This window comes from Mesorhizobium sp. CO1-1-7, assembly GCF_020164885.1.
GTDB lineage: Bacteria > Pseudomonadota > Alphaproteobacteria > Rhizobiales > Rhizobiaceae > Mesorhizobium > Mesorhizobium australicum.
The window spans coordinates 402,106-424,582 of sequence record NZ_JAIUHA010000005.1 but is presented as its reverse complement, the minus strand read 5'-3'; the positions used below and the strand labels follow the sequence as shown (position 1 = coordinate 424,582).

24 protein-coding genes are annotated in these 22,477 nt (G+C 59.8%); 9 read left to right on the top strand and 15 right to left on the bottom strand.

The genetic code is table 11. The annotated features are described in order from the left end of the window. Window positions 1–2: 2 nt before the first annotated feature. From LB516_RS13695 to LB516_RS13675, 5 genes are all read right to left on the bottom strand, one after another. A complete protein-coding gene (locus tag LB516_RS13695) occupies window positions 3–1,457 on the bottom strand; it encodes a TadE/TadG family type IV pilus assembly protein (RefSeq protein WP_224719731.1) in 1,455 nt (484 codons plus the stop codon). 69 nt (window positions 1,458–1,526) lie between these two features. Beyond that, entirely contained in the window at window positions 1,527–1,802 is a 276-nt protein-coding gene (locus tag LB516_RS13690) for a hypothetical protein (protein ID WP_224719730.1), read from the bottom strand. A 4-nt stretch (window positions 1,803–1,806) separates the two neighbouring features. Continuing rightward, complete coding sequence (locus tag LB516_RS13685; protein ID WP_224719729.1) at window positions 1,807–3,240, bottom strand: type II and III secretion system protein family protein; 1,434 nt, start codon at window positions 3,238–3,240, stop codon at window positions 1,807–1,809. A 55-nt stretch (window positions 3,241–3,295) separates the two neighbouring features. Then, window positions 3,296–4,330, bottom strand: a complete 1,035-nt coding sequence (gene cpaB, locus LB516_RS13680) for a Flp pilus assembly protein CpaB (protein WP_224719728.1) — start codon at window positions 4,328–4,330, stop codon at window positions 3,296–3,298. A gap of 103 nt (window positions 4,331–4,433) precedes the next feature. Beyond that, entirely contained in the window at window positions 4,434–4,637 is a 204-nt protein-coding gene (locus LB516_RS13675) for a Flp family type IVb pilin (RefSeq protein WP_224719727.1), read from the bottom strand. A gap of 540 nt (window positions 4,638–5,177) precedes the next feature. On the opposite strand from LB516_RS13675, the gene LB516_RS13670 reads away from it, so the two are divergent. The 7 genes from LB516_RS13670 (at window position 5,178) to LB516_RS13640 (ending at window position 11,160) form a co-directional block, all read left to right on the top strand. After that, complete coding sequence (locus LB516_RS13670) at window positions 5,178–6,566, top strand: CpaF family protein (RefSeq protein ID WP_224719726.1); 1,389 nt, start codon at window positions 5,178–5,180, stop codon at window positions 6,564–6,566. Continuing rightward, window positions 6,566–7,537, top strand: a complete 972-nt coding sequence (locus LB516_RS13665) for a type II secretion system F family protein (protein WP_224719725.1) — start codon at window positions 6,566–6,568, stop codon at window positions 7,535–7,537. Before LB516_RS13670 ends, LB516_RS13665 begins: the two co-directional genes overlap by 1 nt. A 63-nt stretch (window positions 7,538–7,600) precedes the next feature. Then, window positions 7,601–8,500 carry a type II secretion system F family protein gene (locus LB516_RS13660; protein ID WP_411969389.1) on the top strand — a complete coding sequence of 300 codons (900 nt, stop codon included), beginning with the start codon at window positions 7,601–7,603 and terminating at the stop codon, window positions 8,498–8,500. A 53-nt stretch (window positions 8,501–8,553) separates the two neighbouring features. Further along, complete coding sequence (locus LB516_RS13655) at window positions 8,554–9,114, top strand: tetratricopeptide repeat protein (protein ID WP_224719723.1); 561 nt, start codon at window positions 8,554–8,556, stop codon at window positions 9,112–9,114. A 1-nt stretch (window position 9,115) separates the two neighbouring features. After that, entirely contained in the window at window positions 9,116–9,655 is a 540-nt protein-coding gene (locus tag LB516_RS13650) for a prepilin peptidase (protein ID WP_224719722.1), read from the top strand. Window positions 9,656–9,952: 297 nt separating this feature from the next. Beyond that, window positions 9,953–10,615 carry a methyltransferase family protein gene (locus LB516_RS13645; protein WP_224719721.1) on the top strand — a complete coding sequence of 221 codons (663 nt, stop codon included), beginning with the start codon at window positions 9,953–9,955 and terminating at the stop codon, window positions 10,613–10,615. 236 nt (window positions 10,616–10,851) lie between these two features. Next, window positions 10,852–11,160: a hypothetical protein gene (locus tag LB516_RS13640; protein WP_140617552.1), complete on the top strand. Its 309-nt coding sequence runs from the start codon at window positions 10,852–10,854 to the stop codon at window positions 11,158–11,160. A 195-nt stretch (window positions 11,161–11,355) separates the two neighbouring features. Here LB516_RS13640 and LB516_RS29140 read toward each other — a convergent pair whose 3' ends face one another. Next, a complete protein-coding gene (locus tag LB516_RS29140; RefSeq protein WP_411969390.1) occupies window positions 11,356–11,478 on the bottom strand; it encodes a hypothetical protein in 123 nt (40 codons plus the stop codon). A gap of 228 nt (window positions 11,479–11,706) precedes the next feature. Between LB516_RS29140 and LB516_RS13635 the strand changes: the two genes are divergently transcribed. Beyond that, window positions 11,707–12,201 (top strand): hypothetical protein, encoded by a 495-nt coding sequence (locus tag LB516_RS13635; protein WP_224719720.1) that lies wholly within the window; start codon window positions 11,707–11,709, stop codon window positions 12,199–12,201. A gap of 64 nt (window positions 12,202–12,265) precedes the next feature. Here LB516_RS13635 and LB516_RS13630 read toward each other — a convergent pair whose 3' ends face one another. Then, the gene (locus tag LB516_RS13630) at window positions 12,266–14,377 is read right to left on the bottom strand and encodes a catalase (RefSeq protein WP_224719719.1); all 2,112 of its coding nucleotides are present in this window, start codon (window positions 14,375–14,377) and stop codon (window positions 12,266–12,268) included. 291 nt (window positions 14,378–14,668) lie between these two features. On the opposite strand from LB516_RS13630, the gene LB516_RS13625 reads away from it, so the two are divergent. Next, complete coding sequence (locus tag LB516_RS13625) at window positions 14,669–15,232, top strand: sigma-70 family RNA polymerase sigma factor (RefSeq protein WP_140793122.1); 564 nt, start codon at window positions 14,669–14,671, stop codon at window positions 15,230–15,232. Here LB516_RS13625 and LB516_RS13620 read toward each other — a convergent pair whose 3' ends face one another. The 8 genes from LB516_RS13620 to LB516_RS13585 form a co-directional block, all read right to left on the bottom strand. Next, a complete protein-coding gene (locus tag LB516_RS13620) occupies window positions 15,233–15,409 on the bottom strand; it encodes a hypothetical protein (protein ID WP_015319163.1) in 177 nt (58 codons plus the stop codon). 161 nt (window positions 15,410–15,570) lie between these two features. Next, entirely contained in the window at window positions 15,571–16,626 is a 1,056-nt protein-coding gene (locus LB516_RS13615; protein WP_224719718.1) for a class I SAM-dependent methyltransferase, read from the bottom strand. Between the two features lie 70 nt (window positions 16,627–16,696). Next, on the bottom strand, window positions 16,697–17,689 hold the full coding sequence (locus tag LB516_RS13610; RefSeq protein ID WP_224523905.1) for a GNAT family N-acetyltransferase: 993 nt from the start codon (window positions 17,687–17,689) through the stop codon (window positions 16,697–16,699). Next, entirely contained in the window at window positions 17,686–18,750 is a 1,065-nt protein-coding gene (locus LB516_RS13605) for a glycosyltransferase (RefSeq protein ID WP_224719717.1), read from the bottom strand. Before LB516_RS13605 ends, LB516_RS13610 begins: the two co-directional genes overlap by 4 nt. Before the next feature lie 129 nt (window positions 18,751–18,879). Continuing rightward, on the bottom strand, window positions 18,880–19,812 hold the full coding sequence (locus tag LB516_RS13600) for a beta-xylosidase (protein ID WP_224719716.1): 933 nt from the start codon (window positions 19,810–19,812) through the stop codon (window positions 18,880–18,882). Next, complete coding sequence (locus LB516_RS13595) at window positions 19,805–20,566, bottom strand: TIGR04290 family methyltransferase (protein ID WP_140715391.1); 762 nt, start codon at window positions 20,564–20,566, stop codon at window positions 19,805–19,807. The genes LB516_RS13600 and LB516_RS13595 overlap by 8 nt, the downstream gene beginning before the upstream one ends. 2 nt (window positions 20,567–20,568) lie before the next feature. Beyond that, window positions 20,569–21,372 carry a sugar phosphate nucleotidyltransferase gene (locus tag LB516_RS13590; protein WP_140715389.1) on the bottom strand — a complete coding sequence of 268 codons (804 nt, stop codon included), beginning with the start codon at window positions 21,370–21,372 and terminating at the stop codon, window positions 20,569–20,571. Then, on the bottom strand, window positions 21,372–22,472 hold the full coding sequence (locus LB516_RS13585; RefSeq protein WP_224719715.1) for a glycosyltransferase: 1,101 nt from the start codon (window positions 22,470–22,472) through the stop codon (window positions 21,372–21,374). Before LB516_RS13585 ends, LB516_RS13590 begins: the two co-directional genes overlap by 1 nt. Window positions 22,473–22,477 lie beyond the last annotated feature (5 nt).

Genomic DNA, 22,477 nt, shown 5'->3' with positions numbered 1-22,477 from the left:
TGTCACCTATAGAGCTGTACTTCGGTCCGCACCACCGATGATAGGGTGCCCCGGCCAAGTGTGCCGTTGATGTCTACGATTTCCGCCATGACCGCGCCGTTGTCGATCGGCTGGGTCAAAAATAGGCTCGCAAAACCCATCGCCGGCACGGCACCGCTCTGTCCGTTGAGCTGATTTAGAACGGCTTGCGAGCTGCAATCCACGATTGCTGCCTGAAATAAACGCCGGTTGGCGCTCCCCGTTGTTGAAGCGCAGGAGGGCGTGCCCGTCTCTCCACCTTTCGATGCGGTGCCTACAAGGTTATGAGAGGGATCGTTCTCATATTTATAAAGATCGTAACGAGATGGCGGGTTGGCATTGCTATAGGCGTTACCGTTGGCATCCTTGAAGCCTGCGAGCCCGGCAGTTAGATTGTTGGCGGTGACATAGCCACTATAGTCCCAGAGCCCGTTGCCGATCTGGCCGTTAAACTGCAGGTCTGGGGTCAGCGCGCGGAACTTTGTGGTATCGGTCTGCAAAGTGCTGTTGCAACCGCCCGTGGTTTTGTAGCCTTTTCGCACATTAGGCGCGGGCGGCCATCGGCTGTCGTTCTTCGAAGGAAAGCTATTGGCGCCGTTAGCGTACAGATCGAACCGCGTGTTGAATGCATTCGTGACCTTCGTGGTCAAATTGCCGGTTTGGGTGTAGATCAACCTGGTGTTGACGCATTCCGGCACCTGTCCGATTGCGACGTCAGTTGCCAGATCGCTTTCACCATAGCCATGACCATCGCTGGGCCGGAGGAACCCGAAATTGCCCGGCCCCCATGTAGAACCGCCCACGACGAGCTTGAGGCTCTTCTTCAGAAGGCTAGCCGAATTCGCGATCTGGTTCAGATCTTGGCCGGGGAATGGATTGCAGATGAACACAGGCACCATCGAGCAAACCGTGGTGCCGGCGTTGCCAGCGACGGCTGTCGATCCGATGCTCATGCTGTTGCTGCCAGTGCTTCCGGTCAGGAACGACGCCGGAAAAATGGCGGCGAATTGGACTGGCTTGACCGTTACCTGGACAAAGCGAGCTATGGCCGCATCGGTTGTCACACTCGCTGGCACAATAGGGTCGCTATCATTTGCTGGTATGCTGCTTAGATAGCGCCAGGTGATGCTGCTGGTCATTGCAGTGGTCGCAGTCAATGTCCGCTGACCTGTTTGGGTGGAAAAGCGATAGGTATTCTGAACAAGATTGCCTATGGCGCGGTCAGCGCGAGTTAGTGCATCCGATCGCCCGTCGAGTTCCGCTGCACCAGCCAATGCAAACGCGTCAGCGCCCTTTTGAAGGTCGTCGTGCAGGCTGTTGGCTCGGGACATATCGATGACAAGCAGAGCAAAGCCGATGATCACGGGCAGCATGATCGCGACGAGGATCATCGCTATGCCGCGTTGATCGTTCCAGAAGCCACGAATGGTCCCCAACATGACCTTACTCTCTGCTTTCTTGCGCCAAGGCCCTCGCATGCCCGGCGCCTCCGCATCCTTCCGTTCAGCTCACGGCGTCGTCACACCCGAACCACCGACGTTTACCGTTATCGCCGGCGGCGGCGGCGGCGGCGGCGGAAATTTGTAGTTATGCGCAACGAGTGCGGCGCGCGTGCCGTCGCCTTCGATATGCGTATTCTTGGACGCCGGATTGAGCGGGTCGACGGTCTGCAGCAACGAGTTGAATTTCTGCGTGTCGCCGGCGGCCAGGGTCACCGAATCATAGTGGTTCAGATAGTCCGCGGCGCAGCCCGAAAGCGACCCTGCACACAGAATGAGGATCAAGGCGCTATTTCTTGACATAGAGCATCTTGTCCTTCGATTTGAAGTCCAGCATGTGGCCATAGGGGCCGGTGACGCCGTCGCCCGTTTCGTATTTGCGGATCATGTCCTTGTTCACTTCGAGCTGGCCGAGCACGAAGAACTCCGGATCGTTCGCCGGCCGCGTCTTGTCGAAAGGCGTCGCCAGCTGTTCGCCGGGCTTCACCGGCCGCACGATATGCGGCGTGACGATGACGACGAGTTCGGTCTCTTCCTTCTGGCTGCTCGAGTTGCGGAACAGCGTGCCGATGACCGGCACCTGGCCGAGCCACGGCACCTGGTTCTGCAGCTTGGTGGTCTTGCTGGACAGCAGCCCACCGACCGCGAAGCTCTGGCCATCGCGCAGCTCAACGACGGTTTCCAGCTTGCGGTTGGTGAAGATCGGGTCGCCGGCGGTGGTGAAGCCGGTCAGGTCGCTAACCTCGGGCGCCAAGCTGATATGGATCTTGTCATCGGCGAGCACGATCGGCGTGAACAGAAGATTGACGCCGAACTGCTTGTACTCGATCTGGACCTCGCCGTTTTTGTCGACACTGCGGATAGGGACCTGGCCACCCGCGTTGAAGCTGGCCGGTTCGCCGGAAAGTGTAGTGAGATTGGGGTTCGCGAGCGTGCGCACCACGCCCTTGGCTTCGAGCGCTTCGATGTACAGATCGACTTTGATGTTGCTGTCGACGACGCGAGTGAGCAGCGCTCCGAACGGACTTGAGTTAGAGAGCAGGTTGCTCAGCAGGTCTCCGCTGCCGAGCACGACCTTGTCTTTATCGACGGCGGCAATGCCCGTCCCGACTTGAGTTGTACCCCTACTGTTGGTGGATTTGATCGACACGCCGAGATCACGGCCTGCGTTGCGCTTCGCCTCCAGCACGCGCACTTCAAGATTGACCTGCTGGCTGTCATCGACGGTGACGGCATTGATGATGGCGTCGGGCCCGTATTGCTGGGCAACTTCCATGATGGCGGCCAGCGTCGCGCCGTCCTTGACATGACCGCCAAGCCGCACCCTGCCATTGACCGAGCCGATCTCTATCCGCGACCTCGGCGAAACCTGGCGGATCGCCGCCGCCATGTCGCTCACATCCACGCCGACCTCGATCTGGATGACGCCGAGCGAGCGCTTGTCGGTGGAGAACAGATTGACCGTGGTTGTGCCGGCGCCCTTGCCGATGACATAGAGCGTGCGGTCGGTCATCGGCTGCGCATCGGCGATCTTCTCGTCGCCGACGACGATGTCGCCGAGATTGGCATTCACCTGGATTGTCACCGATTGCGACATCGGCAGGAAAACACGATGGACGCTGGGGTTCGACACGTCAATGAAACGGTCAGCCGCGTCGGCCTCGACGCTCGACAGCAGCGCCAGCAGCGCGGCCGTCGCCATCCCTAACCAAAACCCCTTCATTCCCCGTCTCCCCTAGTGCTGCCGGTGGCAGCACAATTTCACTCGCGCGTCTTAGTTATGGCTGTCGCGGCACGTCATAGGTCTCGAGCTTCACACCCCGGAAAACTCCGACCGTGGCGCGTGCAGGCGGCTCCGGTTGCACATATTTGATCACTTCCTTGACGACGTCCGGTGGGGCCGGGACCGCCACGGGAATCGGCTTGGCCTTGCCCAACTCGTCAAGCCGGCTGCCAACGCGCTCCACAGCCTGGGCAAGCCCGGCAATCTTGTCGTCGGCGCGCTTGCGCTCGGCTTCCGCCAATGCGTCCTCGGCCGCTTTCTTTTCGAGTTCGGCCTGCCGCTTGGCGACGTCCTCGGGGGTTTCGCCGGTCAGGTCGGAAAGCGTTACGCGTTCGGTGACCTCGCCCTTGCTGGCCGCGGCCTGGCGCAGCGCCAGCGACAACTGCCCGGCGCCGGCTGCCAGAGTAAGCTTTTGTGCATCTTTCGTGCTGGCTTCCAGCGTAACGGACTTGACCACCGTCGGGCTATCCTTGCTTTCATCGGCCACCTGGTCGACGGCGAGCACCTTCATGCTTTGCAACAGCACGTCGACAAAACTCTTATCCGCCCCATCACTGTCGCGCACCGTGCGCGTCAGCAACACATCGACCCGATCGCCCGGGAAAACGAAGCCGGCGACGCCAAGCACGTCATTGACGCGGATGGAAACGGCTTTCATGCCTTCGCCCAGCACCGCCGAAAGCGTGGCGCGCTGGCCGGGACCGGTGATCTTGCTGGCGAGAACGGGTTCGTTGATGCTTATTGTTTGCAGAGCCTGCCTGGCGCCATCGCCCGCCAAGGCTTCTTTCTTCGTCTTGAAGGCGCCGGCCGGAACAGCGCCCGCTGGCCAGGCAATCTCGCGGAGTTTGTCCGCGCTCAGCGGGTCGCCAAACTTTAGGGCTGCCGCTGCCACCACCACAGTGTCGCGCGGGACGCCATCTGTTTGCGCCATGGCGCTGCGTTGGCCAGCCAGCCAGATATTTGCCAGCACCACCGCCAGAATGCCGAACACCCCAGCAAGGACCACCATAATGACTGTGTTGGCTCGCATAGCCTCTGCCCTTGTGACGACGTCGTTGCCGCAAATATACTACTTCGGAAAGGGCCAGGCCCAGGATTTGTCCCGCGCCTGGCCACCTTATATCAACGCAAGCTCAAGCCGCGCCCGCTGCGGCGGTGCAGACAGTTCCCAGGTTGGTACACAGGGTTTGCCATGCGTTGGTCACATACGCGCCGACGCCAATGATGAGCGTGATCACAGCGGCTGTGATGAGACCAACGAGTATCGAGTATTCGACCATAGCAGCGCCGTTTTCATCGTCGCGGAACTGCCGGGTCATCGTCATGAGCTTCTTCATGTCAATTTCTCCCTTTGGAGGTTGGAACCCGACGAGACAGAGCCAAGGATGAACTCCATACCCAAGCATCCCCCGTCACCTCGATCCTAGGTCCCGAGAAATTGCAGAGTCAAACGGGATTAACGGTTCCTTAACTTCCCAATACATGAACTTTGGAGTTAAGCGCGGCTTTAAATTTCAGCAAGAGCTTGATTCGTCTAATTTTTCAAGCGCCCTTAACCATTCGTTCACAATTATGCATGAAGCCTAATAAAGTGACACTTAATTTAGCGATACAGCATAAGCCTTTATATCTAAGGGGTTATAGCCAGATATGGAGCGGATTCCGATGCGGGAGCACGAAAGGGGCACGGCACGTTCTAAGCTTAGTCACTCTCTCATGTTTGGTGCCGCGAGGGCCTTAAATAAAAACGATATTTTTCAGGCGCGCGCCTTAACTATGTTGAAAGTATTGGCGGCATGTGAGGCGCCCCGGCGCTTGTGCGTCGCTTGGTTAACGTTTAGTTTCCGCTAATATGCGCTGGAGGGGTATAAGGGATTATGCTGGGGCGGTTTATCAAGGGACCAAGCGAGCAGCAGGCCACGACAAAGGCCGAGCCGCTGACTGTACTGCCCATCGTTCCGGCGGTTTCTCCCGTTGCTGATATTGAACCCCATGGCGAGGACTTCCTGACGCTGAAAGTCGAACTGCACCGTCATTTGATTGATCGGTTCAATCTGGCCGCGCTCGACACGGCGTCCAAGGATGAGATCCTGAACGAAATCCGACCGATCGTGCGCGAGTTTGTGCGCGGACGGGGCGTGCCTCTGAATGCGCGGGAGCTCGACCAATTGACCCGCGACACTGCGGACGAAATGCTGGGCCTTGGCCCGATCGAACCGCTGCTCAAGGACGACTCTATTGCCGACATTCTGATCAACACCCACAAACGCGTCTTCATCGAGCGTCGCGGCGTGATCGAGGAGACGGCGATCCGGTTCCGGGACGAGGCCCATCTGCTGCGTATCATCAACAAGATCGTCTCGGCGATCGGCCGCCGCGTCGACGAATCGGCGCCGATGGTCGACGCACGGCTGGAGGACGGCTCACGCGTTAACATTGCGGTGCGGCCGGTCTCCGTGGATGGCCCGCTGGTGTCGATCCGCAAATTCTCCAAGAATCCCTTTTCGCTCGAACGCCTGATGGCATTCAATTCGATCCGGCAGCCGATGGTCGATCTGCTGCGGATCGCCGTGCAGTCACGCAAATCGATCCTGGTTTCCGGCGGCACCGGCAGCGGCAAGACGACCTTGCTCAACGCGCTGTCGAGCTACATCCCGTCGAGGGAGCGCCTGATCACCATCGAGGATGCGGCTGAACTGCAACTGCAGCAGCCGCATGTCGGAAGGCTGGAGACGCGCCCGCCCAATGTCGAGGGCAAGGGTGAGGTTCGACAACGCGAACTGCTGAAGAATGCACTGCGCATGCGGCCTGACCGCATCATTGTCGGCGAGGTGCGCGGCGAGGAAGCCTTCGACATGCTTCAGGCGATGAACACCGGGCATGAAGGCTCGATGACCACGATCCATGCCAACACGCCACGCGACGCGATATCGCGGCTCGAACAGATGGTCGGCATGGCCGGCATGCCGATGACCAATGATTCCATCAGGGCGCAGATCGCCTCGGCCATTGACATCATCGTGCAGACGCAGCGTCTTGCGGATGGCGGGCGGCGCGTGACCTCAATATCGGAAATTACCGGTATGGAAGGAAACGTCGTCCAGATGCAGGAAATCTACACTTTCGTGCGTCGCGAGGTGACGGCTGACGGTCAGGTCGTCGGGGAATTTCGCGCCACCGGCGTTCGCCCACGTTTTGCCCCGGAAGCGGCGACGCTCGGCTATCAGTTCGCAAAGGACGCCTTCAATCCGCAGGTCCCACTCTGATGCTGACCGGCCAGACCCTGCTCTACTTTATTTACGTACTGGCGGCGGCGTCGATCATACTCGCCGGCGAAGCCTTCTACATGTCCTTTGCAGGGCGGCGAGCGCGGGCGGGGGTAGTTAATCGGCGGCTTAAAAGGTTGGGAGAGGAGGTGCCAGCGCAAGAGAGCCTCCAAGGATTGTTGCAGGAACGCGGCCTGACGGCTTCTGGAGACTTCATTTTTGGAGCAGTCACTCTGAACCGACTTTATACTCAATCCGGCATTACCGGAAATCCTTTGATGTTCGCTTCTATGTTCCTGCTCGCTGGCATACTATTAGCTTTCGGACTGCCGATACTTTTTGGTTTTTCCGCAATAACAGCATTGGGTACTTTCTTTTTTGTCGGATTCGGCTTGCCACTTCTGGTGCTACGGCGGGGTCGCAACAAGCGAATCTTGAAATTTGCTGCCCAGCTTCCGGATGCATTGGACATGATCGTGCGCTCGCTGCGTGCGGGTCATCCGACGACAGTTGCGATCGCCCTCGTTGCTCGCGAAATGCCCGACCCGCTCGGTACTGAGTTCGGAATTGCCTACGACGAAATCTCCTTCGGCCTCAGCCTTGAGCAGGCCGTCCGGAAATTGTCGGGACGGGTGGGCTTCGAAGGGCTACATCTTCTGTCGGTTTCCCTCTCCATTCAAGCCAAGACAGGGGGAAATCTTACCGAAATATTGAAGAATCTTTCGTCTTCGCTGCGTGAAAGACAGAAGCTGAGATTGAAAATTAGAGCACTTTCAGCAGAGGGTCGTATATCTGCCTGGCTGTTGTCTTTTTTTCCAATTATTATGTTCCTTATACTCATGCTTGTAGCGCCAAGCTATTATGGTGGAGTTTGGGGTAGTCCAATTATAATGCCTGTTTTTTCCTCGTTCGGGATTTTGGCGTTATTTGGAGCGATCGTAATGTTCCGTATGGTAAATTTCGACTTTTAGGAGAAAAGGCAATTGGTTGCGGATATCCACAATGTCGGGGCATGGCTATCCATAGTAGTTTTTATGGCAGCTGCGTCGCTTTTTTTGTTTGCTGCTCTCATCTTGCTTCCGGCTCTCCAGACGAAAAAGCTGGTGACTCGAAGTCTCCTGTCAGAAGGTATCCCCAGTCGTCGGTCACTCGGGGCCCAACAAGAGCTTAACAAGATCTCTGCGCAAAAACCCATCGATGCTTATTTCCGCGCCTTGGAAAAGGAGCGCGGCCAGCCCGACGCTCTGGAAGCCAAATTGTTCCGGGCCGGTTTTTACCAATCAAGTGCGCCGGTAATCTATACGCTGTGTCGTTTCGCCGGTGTCTGTTTGGGTTTCGTTGCGACCTACGCCTTACTTTCGCACTTCTTGCCGCCTAAAGTGCCGGATTTTATCGCGCTTGTTGTTTCAGCCTTTATAGGCCTTGGGTGTATCATCATGCCCAGCATAGCCCTAGATAAGTTCGAAAATGCGCAGAAACAAATCTACCGCCGCGGGTTCCCCGACTTCATGGATCTGATGATCACCTGTGCCGACGCCGGCATGAGCCTGGAGGCGGCGGTTGAGCGTGTTGGCGCCGAACTTGCTGGTACACACAGGTGGCTCGGCATTCAGCTGGCGATCATGAATCTGCAACTGCGCGCCGGCAAGCCGCTGCGGGACGCGCTGCGCGAACTGTCGGACCGCATAGGGCTGGAGGAGGCGCGCGCATTGGCAGTGCTGTTCCGACAATCCGAGGAACTCGGCACCAGCCTCACGGAGGCGTTGCGCACTTACAGCGACGAAATGCGTAGTCAGAGAATCCTCCGCGCGGAGGAACGCGCCAATGCGCTTCCGGTCAAGATGATGATCCCGTTAGGCCTCTGCATATTTCCGGTCGTGATGATGGTTGTGATGCTGCCGGTGGTCATTCGCATGAAGGGCATTTTCTTCTAAAAGGTTATATGCTTTGATTCTAAAATAGAGTCGCAGGACTCTTGGGGGACAAAATGACAGGGCCAATGCGCCTCGCAACTGTCGTCGCTGCCAGTCTGTTGATGGCAGCGCTTGCCGGCTGCCAGACAAATGGTGTGGACACTACTGGTGGGGTCGTGCGCACCAACGAACCCTCGAAAGGCGACGTGACGTCCTTTGGCGACGCCTTTGACGGATTGAAGACCGTCAGCGACGTCGAATATTACGCTTCGGACCAAGCCGTGGCCGAGGCCAAGAACCAGTTCCGTGCCGAAAATTACGGCAACGCCGGCGCGCTATTCTTCAAGGCGACGCAACTGGCCCCCAATGACGGCGCCGCCTGGATGGGTTTGGCCGCCTCCTGCGACCGCATCCATCGATTCGATCTCGCCGATAGGGCCTATGGCCGAGCCTTCAAGCTGGTCGGCGCGTCACCTGAATATTACAACAATGTCGGCTATTCCGATCTGCTGCGCGGCAAGCTGCAGGATGCCCGAGCGAATTTCCTCAAGGCCTATGAATTGGCGCCCAACGATCCGACGGTCGCCAACAATCTGAAGCTTTTGTCGTCAAGCGTGCAGAACATCGAGCGCTAGCATGCTGCTCATCGAATCGCTGCTGCTGAAGGTGCTCGCCATCCCACTGCTCGCATGGATTGCGTGGTTCGACTTCACCACCCAGAAGATCGCCAATCGTGATGTCCTGCTGCTGCTCTGCCTGGGGGCGGGATCGCTGTTGCTGCTCTCGCTTCAGTCCGGATGGTGGTGGGATATGGGGCTGAGCGCCATGGCCGGCCTTCTGTTGTTTGTCGTGCTCTTCCCGTTCTGGGCGCTGCGCAAGGTCGGCGCCGGCGACGTCAAGCTGATGGCGGTCGTGCCCCTCCTGATCAGCGGAAACGACCTAATAATGTTCTCGGTTCTGCTGCTACTTTTTGCCGTCGCTACGACCGCCGTCGTAAAACTTCCGTTCATGCTGCCGCAAGGCGCTTTCCGCCTTTACGTTCAGTATCTGGATCGCAAGGGGGTTGTGCCGTTTGGGGTGCCGATTTCGATGGCCGCGATCTGCACGACAGTCTTCGAAATCTACAAAACTCTGGTGTTTGCAACCAGTTCGGGAATCCTAGATCGGCTCAATTGAACTGAGGCAGTTTGCTCTGCTGGACGAGGCGCGGGCCATCCCGCTGCATTTACAGGCAAGGCCAACCAGAACGCAAACGACGCGCTGTGAGGATTGAGCGCGATGACCGCGATGGCTGAAATCACAATTGAGGTCGGGGCCAGAACGCGAAGCATGGGAAGAAGGTTTGGCATCTGGTTACGATAGGCCGGACAGATTAATCAAAAGTTGAGACGGCATGGCCGTTAACTCTTTGCAAACCATCTTCTTGTCGGAGGACGGAAGTGATGTTTGAATGAATCCTTGGGAGGGGACGAAATGTTCAACGAGGATTTTTTCGGGCGTATCGCCATTGTCGTTGTCATGACGATGTTAGCGACGTCCGGCGCGATACCTCTTTTCCTTTATTTCCATCAGGGAACCTCAGCAAGTTCGCTCGCAGTCGTCACTCAGCTGGCGTCGACAGTGTTTCTGTTGTTGCAGCTTGTGATGACAGTCGCCCGCCTTCCCCCAAAGGGAACTGCGCAAGGGATCGAACCGAGAGTAACCTCGGTGGCTGGAACATTTATGATCCTGCTCGCATTGAACCTGACGCCGGCATTGCAAAATGAGGCAGCTCAAGTCACGGCTCTCTGCTTGGTCTTCATCGGCACGGTCAGTTCGACCTTCTGTCTTTATTGGCTTGGTCGTTCTTTCTCTCTAATGGCCACAGCTCGGCGCCTTGTTACCACTGGCCCGTACTCCATTGTACGGCATCCACTGTACATCTGCGAGGCGGTGTTCGTTGCCGGGATGATCCTCTCGCATTTTTCATTGCTGATGGTGGCCCTGGGCGCGCTTCAGTTTCTTCTGCAGTACCGGCGCGCCCGCAACGAGGAAGGTATCCTTCGACAGACCTTCCCTGAATATGAGGCATATGCCCAACGCGTCCCAATGCTGCTCCCGCGTTTCCGTCGAGCGGCGCCTGCGCCCGGCCACTGATGTCCTATCGTCTTGAGGGAAGCCGCATGGCGCATTAAGGCGCGATCACGCGCTCGATCTGAGTGGCGACCAAGCGGTCATCGCCGACCCCTGCACGCAAACCCAGGCGCGCCGAAAGCGTTCGCATCGGCACAAGAACCCATCCATGAGAATTTGGCTGAAGAGCGTTTCACTCGGAACATATCCGGGAAAGACAGGTTTGGTGGAAGCAGTACACAACCAAAGGAGATGCTCCAATGATCACCAAACTTCTCTCCGCCACCGTGCTTACGGTCGCTCTGGCCACGTCGGCCATGGCACAGTCGAACGGAACCGGTTCAGGCTCGACGTCCGGCGCCACCAGTGGTGGCAATGGGACCACGACCGGCACTGGCGTCGGCACAGGCTCCGGTGCGACGACCACACCCGCCGACCCGAGCACGACAAATTCGACAACCAAGTCGAACGGCATGACCGACCGCTGCAAGGATGCCGCGGGCAACGACATCGACAACAACACCGCCAGCGGCAACACCACGTCGAACATGCAGAACTGCAACAAATGAGCCACCGGCTCGGCGCGCCGCCCGAAGTCGTTCTTCTCCCTGGAGCGACTGATCGGGCGGTGTTCTTGCTGCCAGTGCGCCGATGACCCGACAGGCCGTCAGGCAAGCGCCGTCCGCTCGATCGCGTTGGCGGGCGCGTGCCCCGCACGAAGGCTATCTTGTCCTGCCGGGTGCGCAGTGCCTCCATGACGCCGTTTATGCCGTCTCCCGGCAGCTAAACACCACCTCGACGTTCCAGGCGATGAGCGTATCGACGAGAATTTCTGCTGCATTTGCTATGTCGGGATTGCTCGGGTGGATGAGGTCCAGACCGGTCAATCCCGAGTTGGTTCCTTCATCACAAGAAATCGTGACATGATGGAAAACGCCCGCCGGGCGCCTTGCGGGAGAACCGGCTCATCATGACCAGTCACGCAAGATCATGGACGGTTCCGCAGGCCGGCAAGCTGGTTCCGGTAGGTCGCTGGACATGAAGTATGTTCAGGCGTGGTGGAACATCGGCGATCAACTGTCGTTGACACGCTCGTGAGAGAAAGGACACCGTGCATGTCAAAATTCCAGGCTGCCACTCCGGATCGTCTGCGGCAACTCAGGCTTGAAGCGTCTGCTTACTTCACCCCGATGATGCTGCACGAGGCATTGCTGCGCCTTTCCCATGCCTGCGGCGATGAAAGCCTTGGGCGGTTCGAGAAGGCCATGGTCGATCAGATAGAGGCGACGAAGGACGATCGGCCCGATTTCGAAACGATCAAGGAATTCGCGATCGAGCAGCTTTATGCCTTGATCCGCGAAGCCAATGAGTCACCAAAGAAGAAACAGTCGCTGGAGAAGATGGATACACGCAGGACGCCCGGCCGCTCCGAAGAACCGCAGACGCTCGAGGATCAACTGCAGGCCGGGTTGGAGGATTCTTTTCCGGCAAGCGACCCACCCGCGGTGGTGTCCACGGCAATTCCAGGCGGAGCAAAGAAGCTGGTCGGGACCGACGAGGTCCTGAAACAGCAGCGAGAACAGGCCGCCAGAGAGGCCCGCCAACCATAGGGCCTAGGCATGGCTGCATACCGGCCTTGCAGCCATGCGCCGGGACAGCGCATGGCTCTCCGCATCAAAGCTTGACGGCGGTCTCGCGTGCCCACAGCCGCAGTTTGCGGCACGCCTCTATAAACGTCTTCACGGAACCTGCGTTATCAAGCCCGATCAACCCCTCATCGGCATCGGGAGCTACGCCCGCCTTGGCCAGGAGAGGTTGGGCTGCCGCTGTGAAGCCGATGAATTTGCAATGGGCGAACGCATCTGACACGAAGTCCCTCGCGGCCGCCTCGTCGAGCAGCATCTCGGCACCCTCCTCGGAGAGGAGCAGTACCACGGCGTCGAACAACACAGACGGGCCGCCGTCGATCATGTGTCTGGCCTCGATGTGAGTGCCGTCGGCCGCGTCGACGCCGCCCACCTTGGGCGCGATCACCTCCATCACCGCGCCCTCCGTTTCGATAGCGGAACGGAGCTCTTCGAACAGCCCTGTGTCGGTTCCATTGCTAAGCAAGACGCCGACTTTGCGGCCCTTGAAACTGTCAGGCCCGTTCTCGATGATGCTGAGCGCCGGCGAAGGCGGCAGGTCGTCGCGCGTCGGAACGGCTGCCTCCGCGGGGTCGGGCATATTCCGAATGCCGAGCTTGTCTGCGACGGTGGTCGCCAGGGTTTCGTCGATGTTCAGCAGATGCGAAACCATGCGTTCGCGGATCGCCGGTGCCTGGACCTTGCTCAATTCGAAGGTCAGCGCCATGGCGATGTGGCGCTGCTCCGGCGGTGTCTGGCTGTTGAAGAATTGCCGGGCCTGGCTGTAGTGGTCGGCGAAACTTTCCGCGCGCAGACGCACCTTCTGCCCGTCCTCGGCATCGGCGAAGGAACGAAAGCCGCGTTGCGGATCCTCGCGCGGTCCCAGCCCCCATGAATTCGGTTCATAGTTGGCGCGACCGACAGGATTGCGCATAGCCATGTGTCCGTCCTGTTGGAAATGGGCGAACGGGCACTTCGGCGCATTGATCGGGAGATGGGTAAAGTTCGGGCTGCCCAGCCGTTTCAACTGGGTATCGAGATAGGAGAAGTTGCGGCCCTGCAGAAGCGGATCGTTGGAGAAGTCAATTCCGGGCGGCACATTCTGCGTCATGAAGGCAACCTGCTCGGTCTCCGCGAAGAAATTATCCGGCATCCGGTCAAGCACCAGCCGCCCAACCGGGATCGGTTCGAGCACCTCTTCAGGAATGATCTTGGTTGCGTCCAGAATGTCGAAGTCGAAGCTGTCGGCAAACGCCTGATCGAACAATTGCACCGTCAACTCCCATTCGGGGAAATTGCCGGACTGGATGGCGTCCCATAGATCGCGACGGTGAAAGTCTGGATCGGCGCCATTGATCTTGACCGCCTCATTCCAGACCACCGATTGCATGCCGAGCTTTGGCTTCCAGATGAATTTGACGAAGGTGGATTCGTCTTTCGCGTTGACCAGGCGAAACGTGTGCACGCCAAAACCCTGCATGAAGCGGAAGGAGCGCGGGATCGCGCGATCCGACATGATCCACATCACCATGTGCATCGATTCCGGCATCAGGCTGATGAAGTCCCAGAAATTATCGTGAGCGGTCTGGGCTTGAGGAAAGGCCCGGTCCGGCTCCTGTTTGGCGGCATGGATCAGATCGGGAAACTTGATCGCGTCCTGGATGAAGAAGACCGGGATATTGTTGCCGACCAGATCCCAATTGCCTTCCCTGGTGTAGAGCTTGACCGCGAAGCCGCGGACGTCGCGGGCGAGATCGAACGAGCCCTTGTTGCCGGCAACCGTCGAGAAGCGCACGAAAGCCGGTGTCTTTTCGCCGGCCCTCTGGAAAATATCGGCACGTGTGTATTTGGCCAGAGACTCGTAGGTCTCGAAGTAACCATGCGCGCCATAGCCCCGGGCATGGACGACCCTTTCGGGAATGCGTTCGTGGTCGAAGTGGAAAATCTTCTCCCGAAAATGAGAGTCCTCGATCAGCGCTGGTCCGCGTTCGCCGATCCGCAATGTGTTTTGATCGTCGGAGACGGGTGTTCCGAGCGCCGTGGTCAGAGTGGGCGTCTCACCCCCGGCGATCTGGTGCAATTCCCCGCCGTTTCCGCGCGCGCTATCCGGTTCCTGTCCACTTGCCGATTGGCGAGCGGAGCGACGGGCGGATTTGGCCATGACATACCTCGTTTTGATGCCGGAGGGGGGTGGAAGTACTCAGGAGGTCAAACTGCCGGTGCGCGGCTTTGTTCCCGTGAAAGAACCGCTGCGCGCGCGTGCATCGCCCAAGGCGACATCCCTATCGCGGCGACGGCATGGGCCGATTGGGTAAGATGCCCCCGCTGCGCGGAATTTCTGAAGAGTTGTCTTCAGCGCGAGGAACGAACCAAACTTCCATGCATTTAGCAGGGGCTGCGTTCATACACTCTTCTTCTGGGAGCTGGACCATTGTCATCCGGAGGCTACATTTTGGCCGACCAAGAAACCAATGAAGTTTCCATCGTTGAGCTCATACCCGCCATGCGGGCTTTCGCGCGTACCTTCTGCCGCGTCCCCGACGATGCCGACGATCTGGTACAGGAGACACTGACCAAGGGTCTCGCCAACATCGACAAGTTCGAACCCGGCACACGCATGAAGTCGTGGCTCTTCACCATCATGCGCAACACGTACTACACCCGGGTCAAGATCGCTGCCCGGGAAGCGCCAGGCCTGCTCGACTGCGCATCGTCCCGACCGATTTCGGAAGCCACCCAGGAATGGAGCGTTCAGAGCAAGGAAGTCCACGCCGCCATACAAAAGTTACCGGAACACCAACGCGAGGTTCTGATGCTGATTGGCGTTCTGGGGGTGAGTTATGAAGAAACGGCCGAGATATGCGGCTGCGCGGTGGGGACGGTAAAAAGTCGGCTGAACCGTGCCCGCGCCAATATTCTTGAGTTGCTTGGGGAGAGTTCGTTGCAGACACTGATCGAGAGACGAAATCATCTATCGGATGGTCAACTCGATATAGAGGGCGACAGCCGCAGATAGTCAGTTCTGCACGTCACGTCGACGTTTCTCAACCAGCGCGTTTTGCAACTCCATGGCCAGCCTGGTTAGCCGGTCTGGAATTTTTTCCTGCTCTATGGCGTCCAGGAGGGAAGTGATCTCCTGATCCATGGCCAGACCGAATTGCGGGTCCGCGGTATCGTCGCTCGAATGAGACATCCATATTCTCTTGATAACCAGCAGTCCCTGACTTTAGTGTGGTGACAAACGCCGGACATTACAAGGCAATGTCCGCCGCCGGCAGGGTTGCCGGCAACCCTTGCACAGCTTTATTTCCTTGGCCCTACGTGCTGCAGGCAAAGGACGTGGAGCGACCGCGTTCAGTCGTTCGGCGCCTGGTCCGCGGCATGATCCTGATATCGATCGGACTTGATGCGATCGCCGTCCAGCCCGCGCTCATCGCCGTGCTGCTTCCCGCGGCCGATCTTTCTTGCCGCGGGTGCCATGCTTTCCTCCTTCGGGTCGGTGCCGATCTTCGGCGCCTCTGGTTCGACGTCCGAACTGGCGGCGCGCAGTAATGTTCCGCCGCCTCGAGCAAGTAGGAAAGCCTCGCCATCCCATGATCGAAACGGCTTCTCGCCATTGATGACGACCCGCATTTGGTGAGCTTCCGCCAGGCGGCCGACATCAGCGCGGTCCCACGAAAGCGATCCGCGATAGGAATAGTTCAGCAAGGCGAGCCAGCCAGGCCGTTTCAGAACGCGTGCGATCTCATCGAAATGCCGCTCGGCCATGCCGGCCAGAACCAGATAAGGAAAGCTGTCGACCGCCAGCACGCAATCGAAACTGCCGTCGTCGAATTCGCTCAAATCGAGACCGGAGGTTTGCCGCAACTCGACGTTGCCCAGCGCGGCGCACCGCTCGGAGGCGATGGAGATCATCCGCGAGGATATGTCGATGCCGATCATGCGGTTGAAGGAGTTGGAAAGCGCATGCTCGAAACGGCCGATGCCACAACCAATGTCCAGAATATCCCGGCGGGTCCCGGGGAAGTCCTGCTGCTTGAGCCAGGCGACGACTTCGTCGGTCGTGGCTGAGAGCCTTTCCTCATCCCCTAGGGATGCGAGCTGGACACTTGCTGTCTCCGAAATCGCTGCCGCCGCATCGAAGCTCGAGGCCAGCCGCGTGACGACGGCGGCACCGGTCTCCCCGTCGTCGCGTGTGTGCCGAACGGCCGCTCCCGTCGCTCGCAACGTTGCAAAAACATCTGGCTTGCGGCGAAGCAACCCGGCTATCTCTCGCAGCCGTTCCGCGTCTCGCGCATTCGACGGAACGATATCCAGCACGATCTTTGCCAGTACCGCCGCCCTGATCCCCGTCTGCAGGTGAAGCGCCAGCCTGGCGACGACTGCTTCGGCGCAGACACCATCCGCCATGCAGTCTTCAACAGCCGATCTGATCGTAGTGCGGCGCGGAGCGGATTTTGGCTTGGTTGCAGGCATGGTATCAACTCCGCGTCCAGACCCTGCGCATCGTCCACCTGTCGATGGCGCCCCAGCCATATTTGTAGGCTTCCTGGCCGCGCAGGAAATCGAACTCGCGCGCACCTTCGCGGATCGATTCCGCGATCGCGTGGCCAATCAGGATCGCCCCTGGGCTCTCTTCGGCATAGGCGGGGTCGAAGCCCCCGAGATAGGCATAGGCACGACCGCGATGGTGGAAGCCGTAATAGGCCCCGACCGTCCTGCCATCGATTGCCAAAAGCCAGCATCGGACCAGGCCGCGAGCGTCGAGCAAGGGAAGTGAGCGCCTGTGGAATTCCTCTGCAGCCGCGTCGGCCAACACGCCACCTCCGTGTCCGGCCCAGCGCGCGTCGTGCAGGCGGATCAACTGATCGAGGAAGGTTTGAGGATCGCCTCGTGCCGACGACAACGCGATCCGGCCGCGTCTGGATGCGGCCTGCCGCGCCCGTCGCAACTGGCGCCGGCGCCGGGAGGGTACACAGCCTGCAAGGGTATCGTCTCCGGCGATGGCGAGCACGGGGCAAGCACCATGAGTGGCTGGCCGCCCCGCCTTCAGATCGGGATGCGCAATCGCAAGACCGGCGCCGCCTTCCGGCAAATCCGACAGGATCCACTGCGACCAGCCGACCGAGAGGATCTTTTCGGCAACAATGGCCGCGACCTGGTTTTCGACGCCGGGAACACACAGGATATCCAGATAGTCGCTGAGCGAAATGCCGACCGGAAGAAGTTTCGAGCCGGCGGTCCCGTGCTCCAGATAAAGCGGCGCCAGCCCTATCAGTTCGCTTCCGCGCCAGACCGCGACCGTCGCCAGGTCGCCGGGCCCGAATGTGCGCCACCATGGCACCAGCCACGCAGGAGATTGAAACGGCGTCGCCGAGGAACTCTGCTCCCACAGTCCCCACCAATCCGCCGCAAGCGTATCGAATTGCGCCGGATCATCGATGATCTCGCCGCGCAACACAGACTTGCTCACGGTGTGACGGCGAGGCGCCCGGCATCGGTGCCAAGTCGTGCCAATGCTTGATAGGCATCCATGTAAGACGAGATCATTCGCTCCAGCGAGAACCGCCGTCGCGCCTCGGCGCGGCATGTCTCGACGTCCAGGCTTGACGCCGCAACGATGGCTTGTGCCATCTCGTCGACCGTATTGACGAGAAAACCGGTCTTGCCGTGCTCAATCACGTCGGGAAGCGCACCATTCGGAAAGGCGATCACCGGTGTGCCGCAGGCCAGCGCCTCCATGGCGACAAGGGAGCTGGTCTCGGCGGCAAGGCTCGGGATGACCAGACAGCGCGCTGCGTTGAGAAAGCGTCGCTTGGCGGTAAAACCGAGCGGACCAAGAAAGCGGCGGCGGCCATCGAGGCGAGGTTGGACCTCGTCGCGAAAGTACCGCGTGTGCGTTTCATAGGGATAGACCTTGCCGCCGACAACCAGCGGCACACCTGCCTGCTTGGCCGCGTCCAGCGCCAGGTGGATGCCCTTTTCCGGACAGATACGGCTCAGAATCAGTGCGAAGTCGTGCTTCGGCTGCGGCAGGCTGAGCGCCTCTATGTCTACTCCATTCGGAATTGGCGGCGCCAGTTTGGCGCCAGGTGGCGCGGTTTTCTGCTGGGCGGCCGAGACTGCATGAAGCCACAGGTCGTCGCGCGTCGGCTGCAAGGCCCCGGCCGGATACCAGTCCAGCGGCAGGTGAAGGGTCACCAAGGTCGGGCCATCGTCGGGCAGATAGGCATCGAAATCGATGCCATGCAGATGAACCACATCGATCGGCCACCTGGCGCGGGCAGCGGCGATCGCGGTTCGATGAGCCTGCTGCGCGCGGCTCTTCGCCACCTCGTCGAGTACGCCGCCTTCCGCCGGAATTTCCACAAGCGTGCCGCTCGCGCTGGAGCCCCGGCAGCCGACGACGATAGACCGATGACCCGCGCCGACCAGTGCCCGATCGAGCATCGACAGGACCTGTTCGGCACCCCCGACCGCATCCGGTCCGACAGGCGCGAGGGGATAGGCGACATTGAGGACGGTGAGCGTCATGGCCGGCCGAGCCATGGTGCGGGATGGACGAGGGCGGTTGCGCACGACCTGGCGCCGATCTCGAAGGGGCCGAGAGCCTTGACTTCGGTCAGTGCATCCAATGATCGCGGACCGGGTCGCATGAGAGCCTCACGCAGCCGAGGCCCGCTGCGTCGGGAGCGAGGCGGACATCGTGCCGGGCGCGTAGCGGCGGATCATCGTTGCACAGAACTCGGCGAATTCCTCGGGCACCAGCGGAGGGCTGGTGTGGTGAGGCATCATTCCGCGATGCTCGGGCGTGAAGCAGAAGGTGACCGTGACGTCGAAAGCGGCGAGTGCTTCCATCTGTCGGTCGAACCAGTCCAACGCATTCGGCCTGAAGCTATCGGCCCAGGAAAGCCCCGTGCGCATATTGGTCACGCCGAGCCGCTTCATCCAGGCGACGGCATCGTCCAGCCGCGGGTCCTCGAAATGAAACCACTGCACCAGGCCCATTGCGGGTGTGTAGCGTAGGAATTCTTCCAACGCCGGTTTTGGCGTACCGTCCTGGCGCAGCAGCCCCATGTGGAAATGGCGGTAATAGGAAGATCCCTCCGCCTCGCGATGCCGCGTCGTTGCTTCCCATTCGCGCGGAAGGTCATAGAGGCTGTACCACTGGATTCGCGGTGCGTTGCCGAGCAGCAATTCGGCGGTGCGCTTGAGCCCCCAGACCTGTATTTCCTCGGCCCCGAAGGTCGATACGCCGACCTCGCTGACCCAGATGGGGAGGTCGGTGACGGTCGCGATCTCACCGATCTTCTGCGGCCATTCCTGAATTTGCCACAGGTTCCAGTCGAGGGGAAAGCCGTGAACAGCGACGGCGTCAACATGGTCCAGCACGCCGAATTCCTTCATGCGCGTGATAAAGCCGGGATCTATCGGCGAGATGCCGCCAAGCACTTTTGTCAGAGCCGGGTTCTCGGATGCGATCGCGTCCGCCGACAGGACTGCCATCCTGGCAAAGCGGCTCCAATCGGGGTCGAGCTCGGGGTCCCAATGCGATTTGTTGTTGGGCTCGTTCCAGATCATCGCGGCTTCAATCATGGAGCTTTCCTTTCGACGGATATATCGCGCCACCGCCGGCCGGATCGCCGGCAGCGCGGCAGAAATAGACCTCCTGCTCGGGATGCAGAACGATCTCGAAACCGGCGCTGCGCAGCATCGCTTCGGTGCAGGCCCGGTTCGGTATCCACCAGTTGGTCGGATCGTCGGCATAGCGGTGTTCGATGAAATGCAGCTTGGGAAATTCCGGCTGGTCGAACAGATCATGCGTCCAGAAATGATAGTTTTCTTCCAACGCGGGCAGGTCCTTGCTGCCGCGCTGCATGGACTGAAAGATCATCAGGTCGACGGCGACGTGCTCACGGATCAGGTCGAGCGCGAGCAAGGGGTGGCGCAAATGGTAAAGCACTCCCATGAAGAGCACGACATCGAATGTCTCGCGCAGGGCACCGACGTCGTAGACCGACAGCTTCTGGAATTCGATATCACAGTCCGCGATCTCGGCGGCAAAGCGGGCCTGGGCCAGATAGGCCTCGTCGAAATCGATCCCGAGGACGCGGGCGGCGCCTCGCCGTTTCATCTCGATCGAGTAGAAGCCGGCATTGCAGCCAATATCCAGCACGGTCTTGCCGGTCAGATCAGCGGGTATGGCATCGGCGAATTTGCGCCATTTGATCAGCGGGTAGTTGCCGAGAAAGTGGTCGGGCGCGGTTTCGACGCCGGCCAGGTCCATATTGTGGAACCACGGGCCGAGCGCGTCGATGCGCCGGCGGATTTCAGCATGGGAATGCAACATGGTCAGGCTCCTTCGCCCGGAACGACAGGCACATGCGAATGCGCGCCGGGCATGATCGTTGCGGGCTGGTGATGAGCTGACGGGACGCCGTTTTCAAGCAACCGCAGAGCTGTGCGATACCCATTGAATGTACCGACATCGACATAAGCGGACCCTGCCTTGACACCATAGGCCACACCCCCGCCCGCAAGGTAGGCGTTGATCAACGTGCCGATATATTCGTCACGACCATCCCGCTCGCGCCAGAGTGCCGCAAGCCGATGCAGGATATGGCCGGGCATCTTGAACGCACCCCAAACCCAGTTCGTGGCGGCGTCCTGCCGCTTGACCTGGATTTCGATCACCCGCTCCTCATCATCGGTAACGACGGCGTCGAAGAATTCCGGGCTATCCACCGGGAAGAGCAGAAAAGAAAGCTGATCGTCAGGCAAGCGACAGAAGCCGTCCTCGGGAAACCAGATCGTATCTGGAAGCCCGACGAGGACGACCTCGTCGGGCGCGACGAGGGGCGCTGCCCGGAAAATCGCATCGCAGAGACCGACGGGTTGAGGCTGCACCACGAAGAGCGCTGCCGCCTCACCGTAGCCGGCGGCATAATATTCGAGGATGTCGGATTTGCCCGATCCGATGATGAAGCAAATCTTGTCGACGCCGGCCTGGACCATGCGCCGTACCAGATACTCGCTCACGGCGCAGGGACGTTCGGTCTGTCCGTCGATCCTGCTGCCGACCGGCAGCAACTCCTTCGAGAAGCCGAGCGGTTGAATGCGGCTGCCGCGTCCGGCAGCGGGCACGATGCCCAACATCAGACTGCTTCCTTCATCGGTTCGCCGACTGGGTTTCGCAAGGCATCGGCCAGGATTTTGTCCAGTTCCGCTGCGCGTTTGGCGGAAGTGTGCTCGCCCAAGACCCGCTCGCGGGCTCGCCTTCGAATGCCGTCGAGTTCGAACTCCGGCAATTGCAGTGCCGCGACCACATCTTCCGTATCGCGCGCCAACAGCACTTCGCGGCCGGGTTCGAAAAATTCCGCGAGGCCTGGCCATGCGTCGGTGACGATGGCAGCTCCACACGCGGCCGCTTCGAAGAGCCGTCCCGAGGGGCACCAGCCCTTTTGCGCCATCGCTTCGCGGGTGACGTTCAGTGTCAGCCGCGACGAGGAGAAGAACGCCGGATGGTCGGCGGGTGGCAGATGCCTGACGAAGAAGATGTTGTCGCTCCATGGGAATTCCTGCGGATATTGTGCGCCGCCGATGATAAAGCGCTGGTCGGGCAGGCGCGCGGCCGGGCGAACCAGAAGCTTTTCGACGCCGGCCTGGCGATCCGCCGCGTAGGTTCCGAGATAGGACAGATCACCGGCGAATTCGGCCCGCTTCTCTGCCGGCCGGTGCTGATCCGGATCGACATGCCCATAGAGCGGCATCACCTGGCGCGCGCCCAGCACCGTCTTCAGCGCCTCGATCGCCGGGCCGCCGGTGTAGCTCAGGACGAGGTCGTAGTCGGCAAGGCCTTCAGGTCCGAAATAGGGCGGACGCTCACCTTGTTCGACGCGGGCAAGCGTGACTGGAGTATCGAGATCGTAAAAGACACGCAGTCCACGGCTTGCCTGCTGCGCGAGGCGCGAAGCCTCGACAGCGTCGGGACAATAGGAGGTGACGACCACGACATCCGCTTGCTTCATCGCCCGTTCCGCGACGCGGCGGATGTCCTCCCAGTCCGGATAGATGACGACGTTGCCTCCGTCGAGCTGATCCAGATCGCGGGTCCCGGCATAATAGGGGGTGTCGCGTTCGAAAAAGGTGATCGACCAGCCCAGCCGGGCGAGGGCGCGGATCAGCCCCCGCCACAGCGTGGCATGGCCGTTTCCCCATGAAGACGTGACGGTAAGACCGAAAATGACCATCCGCATGGGGA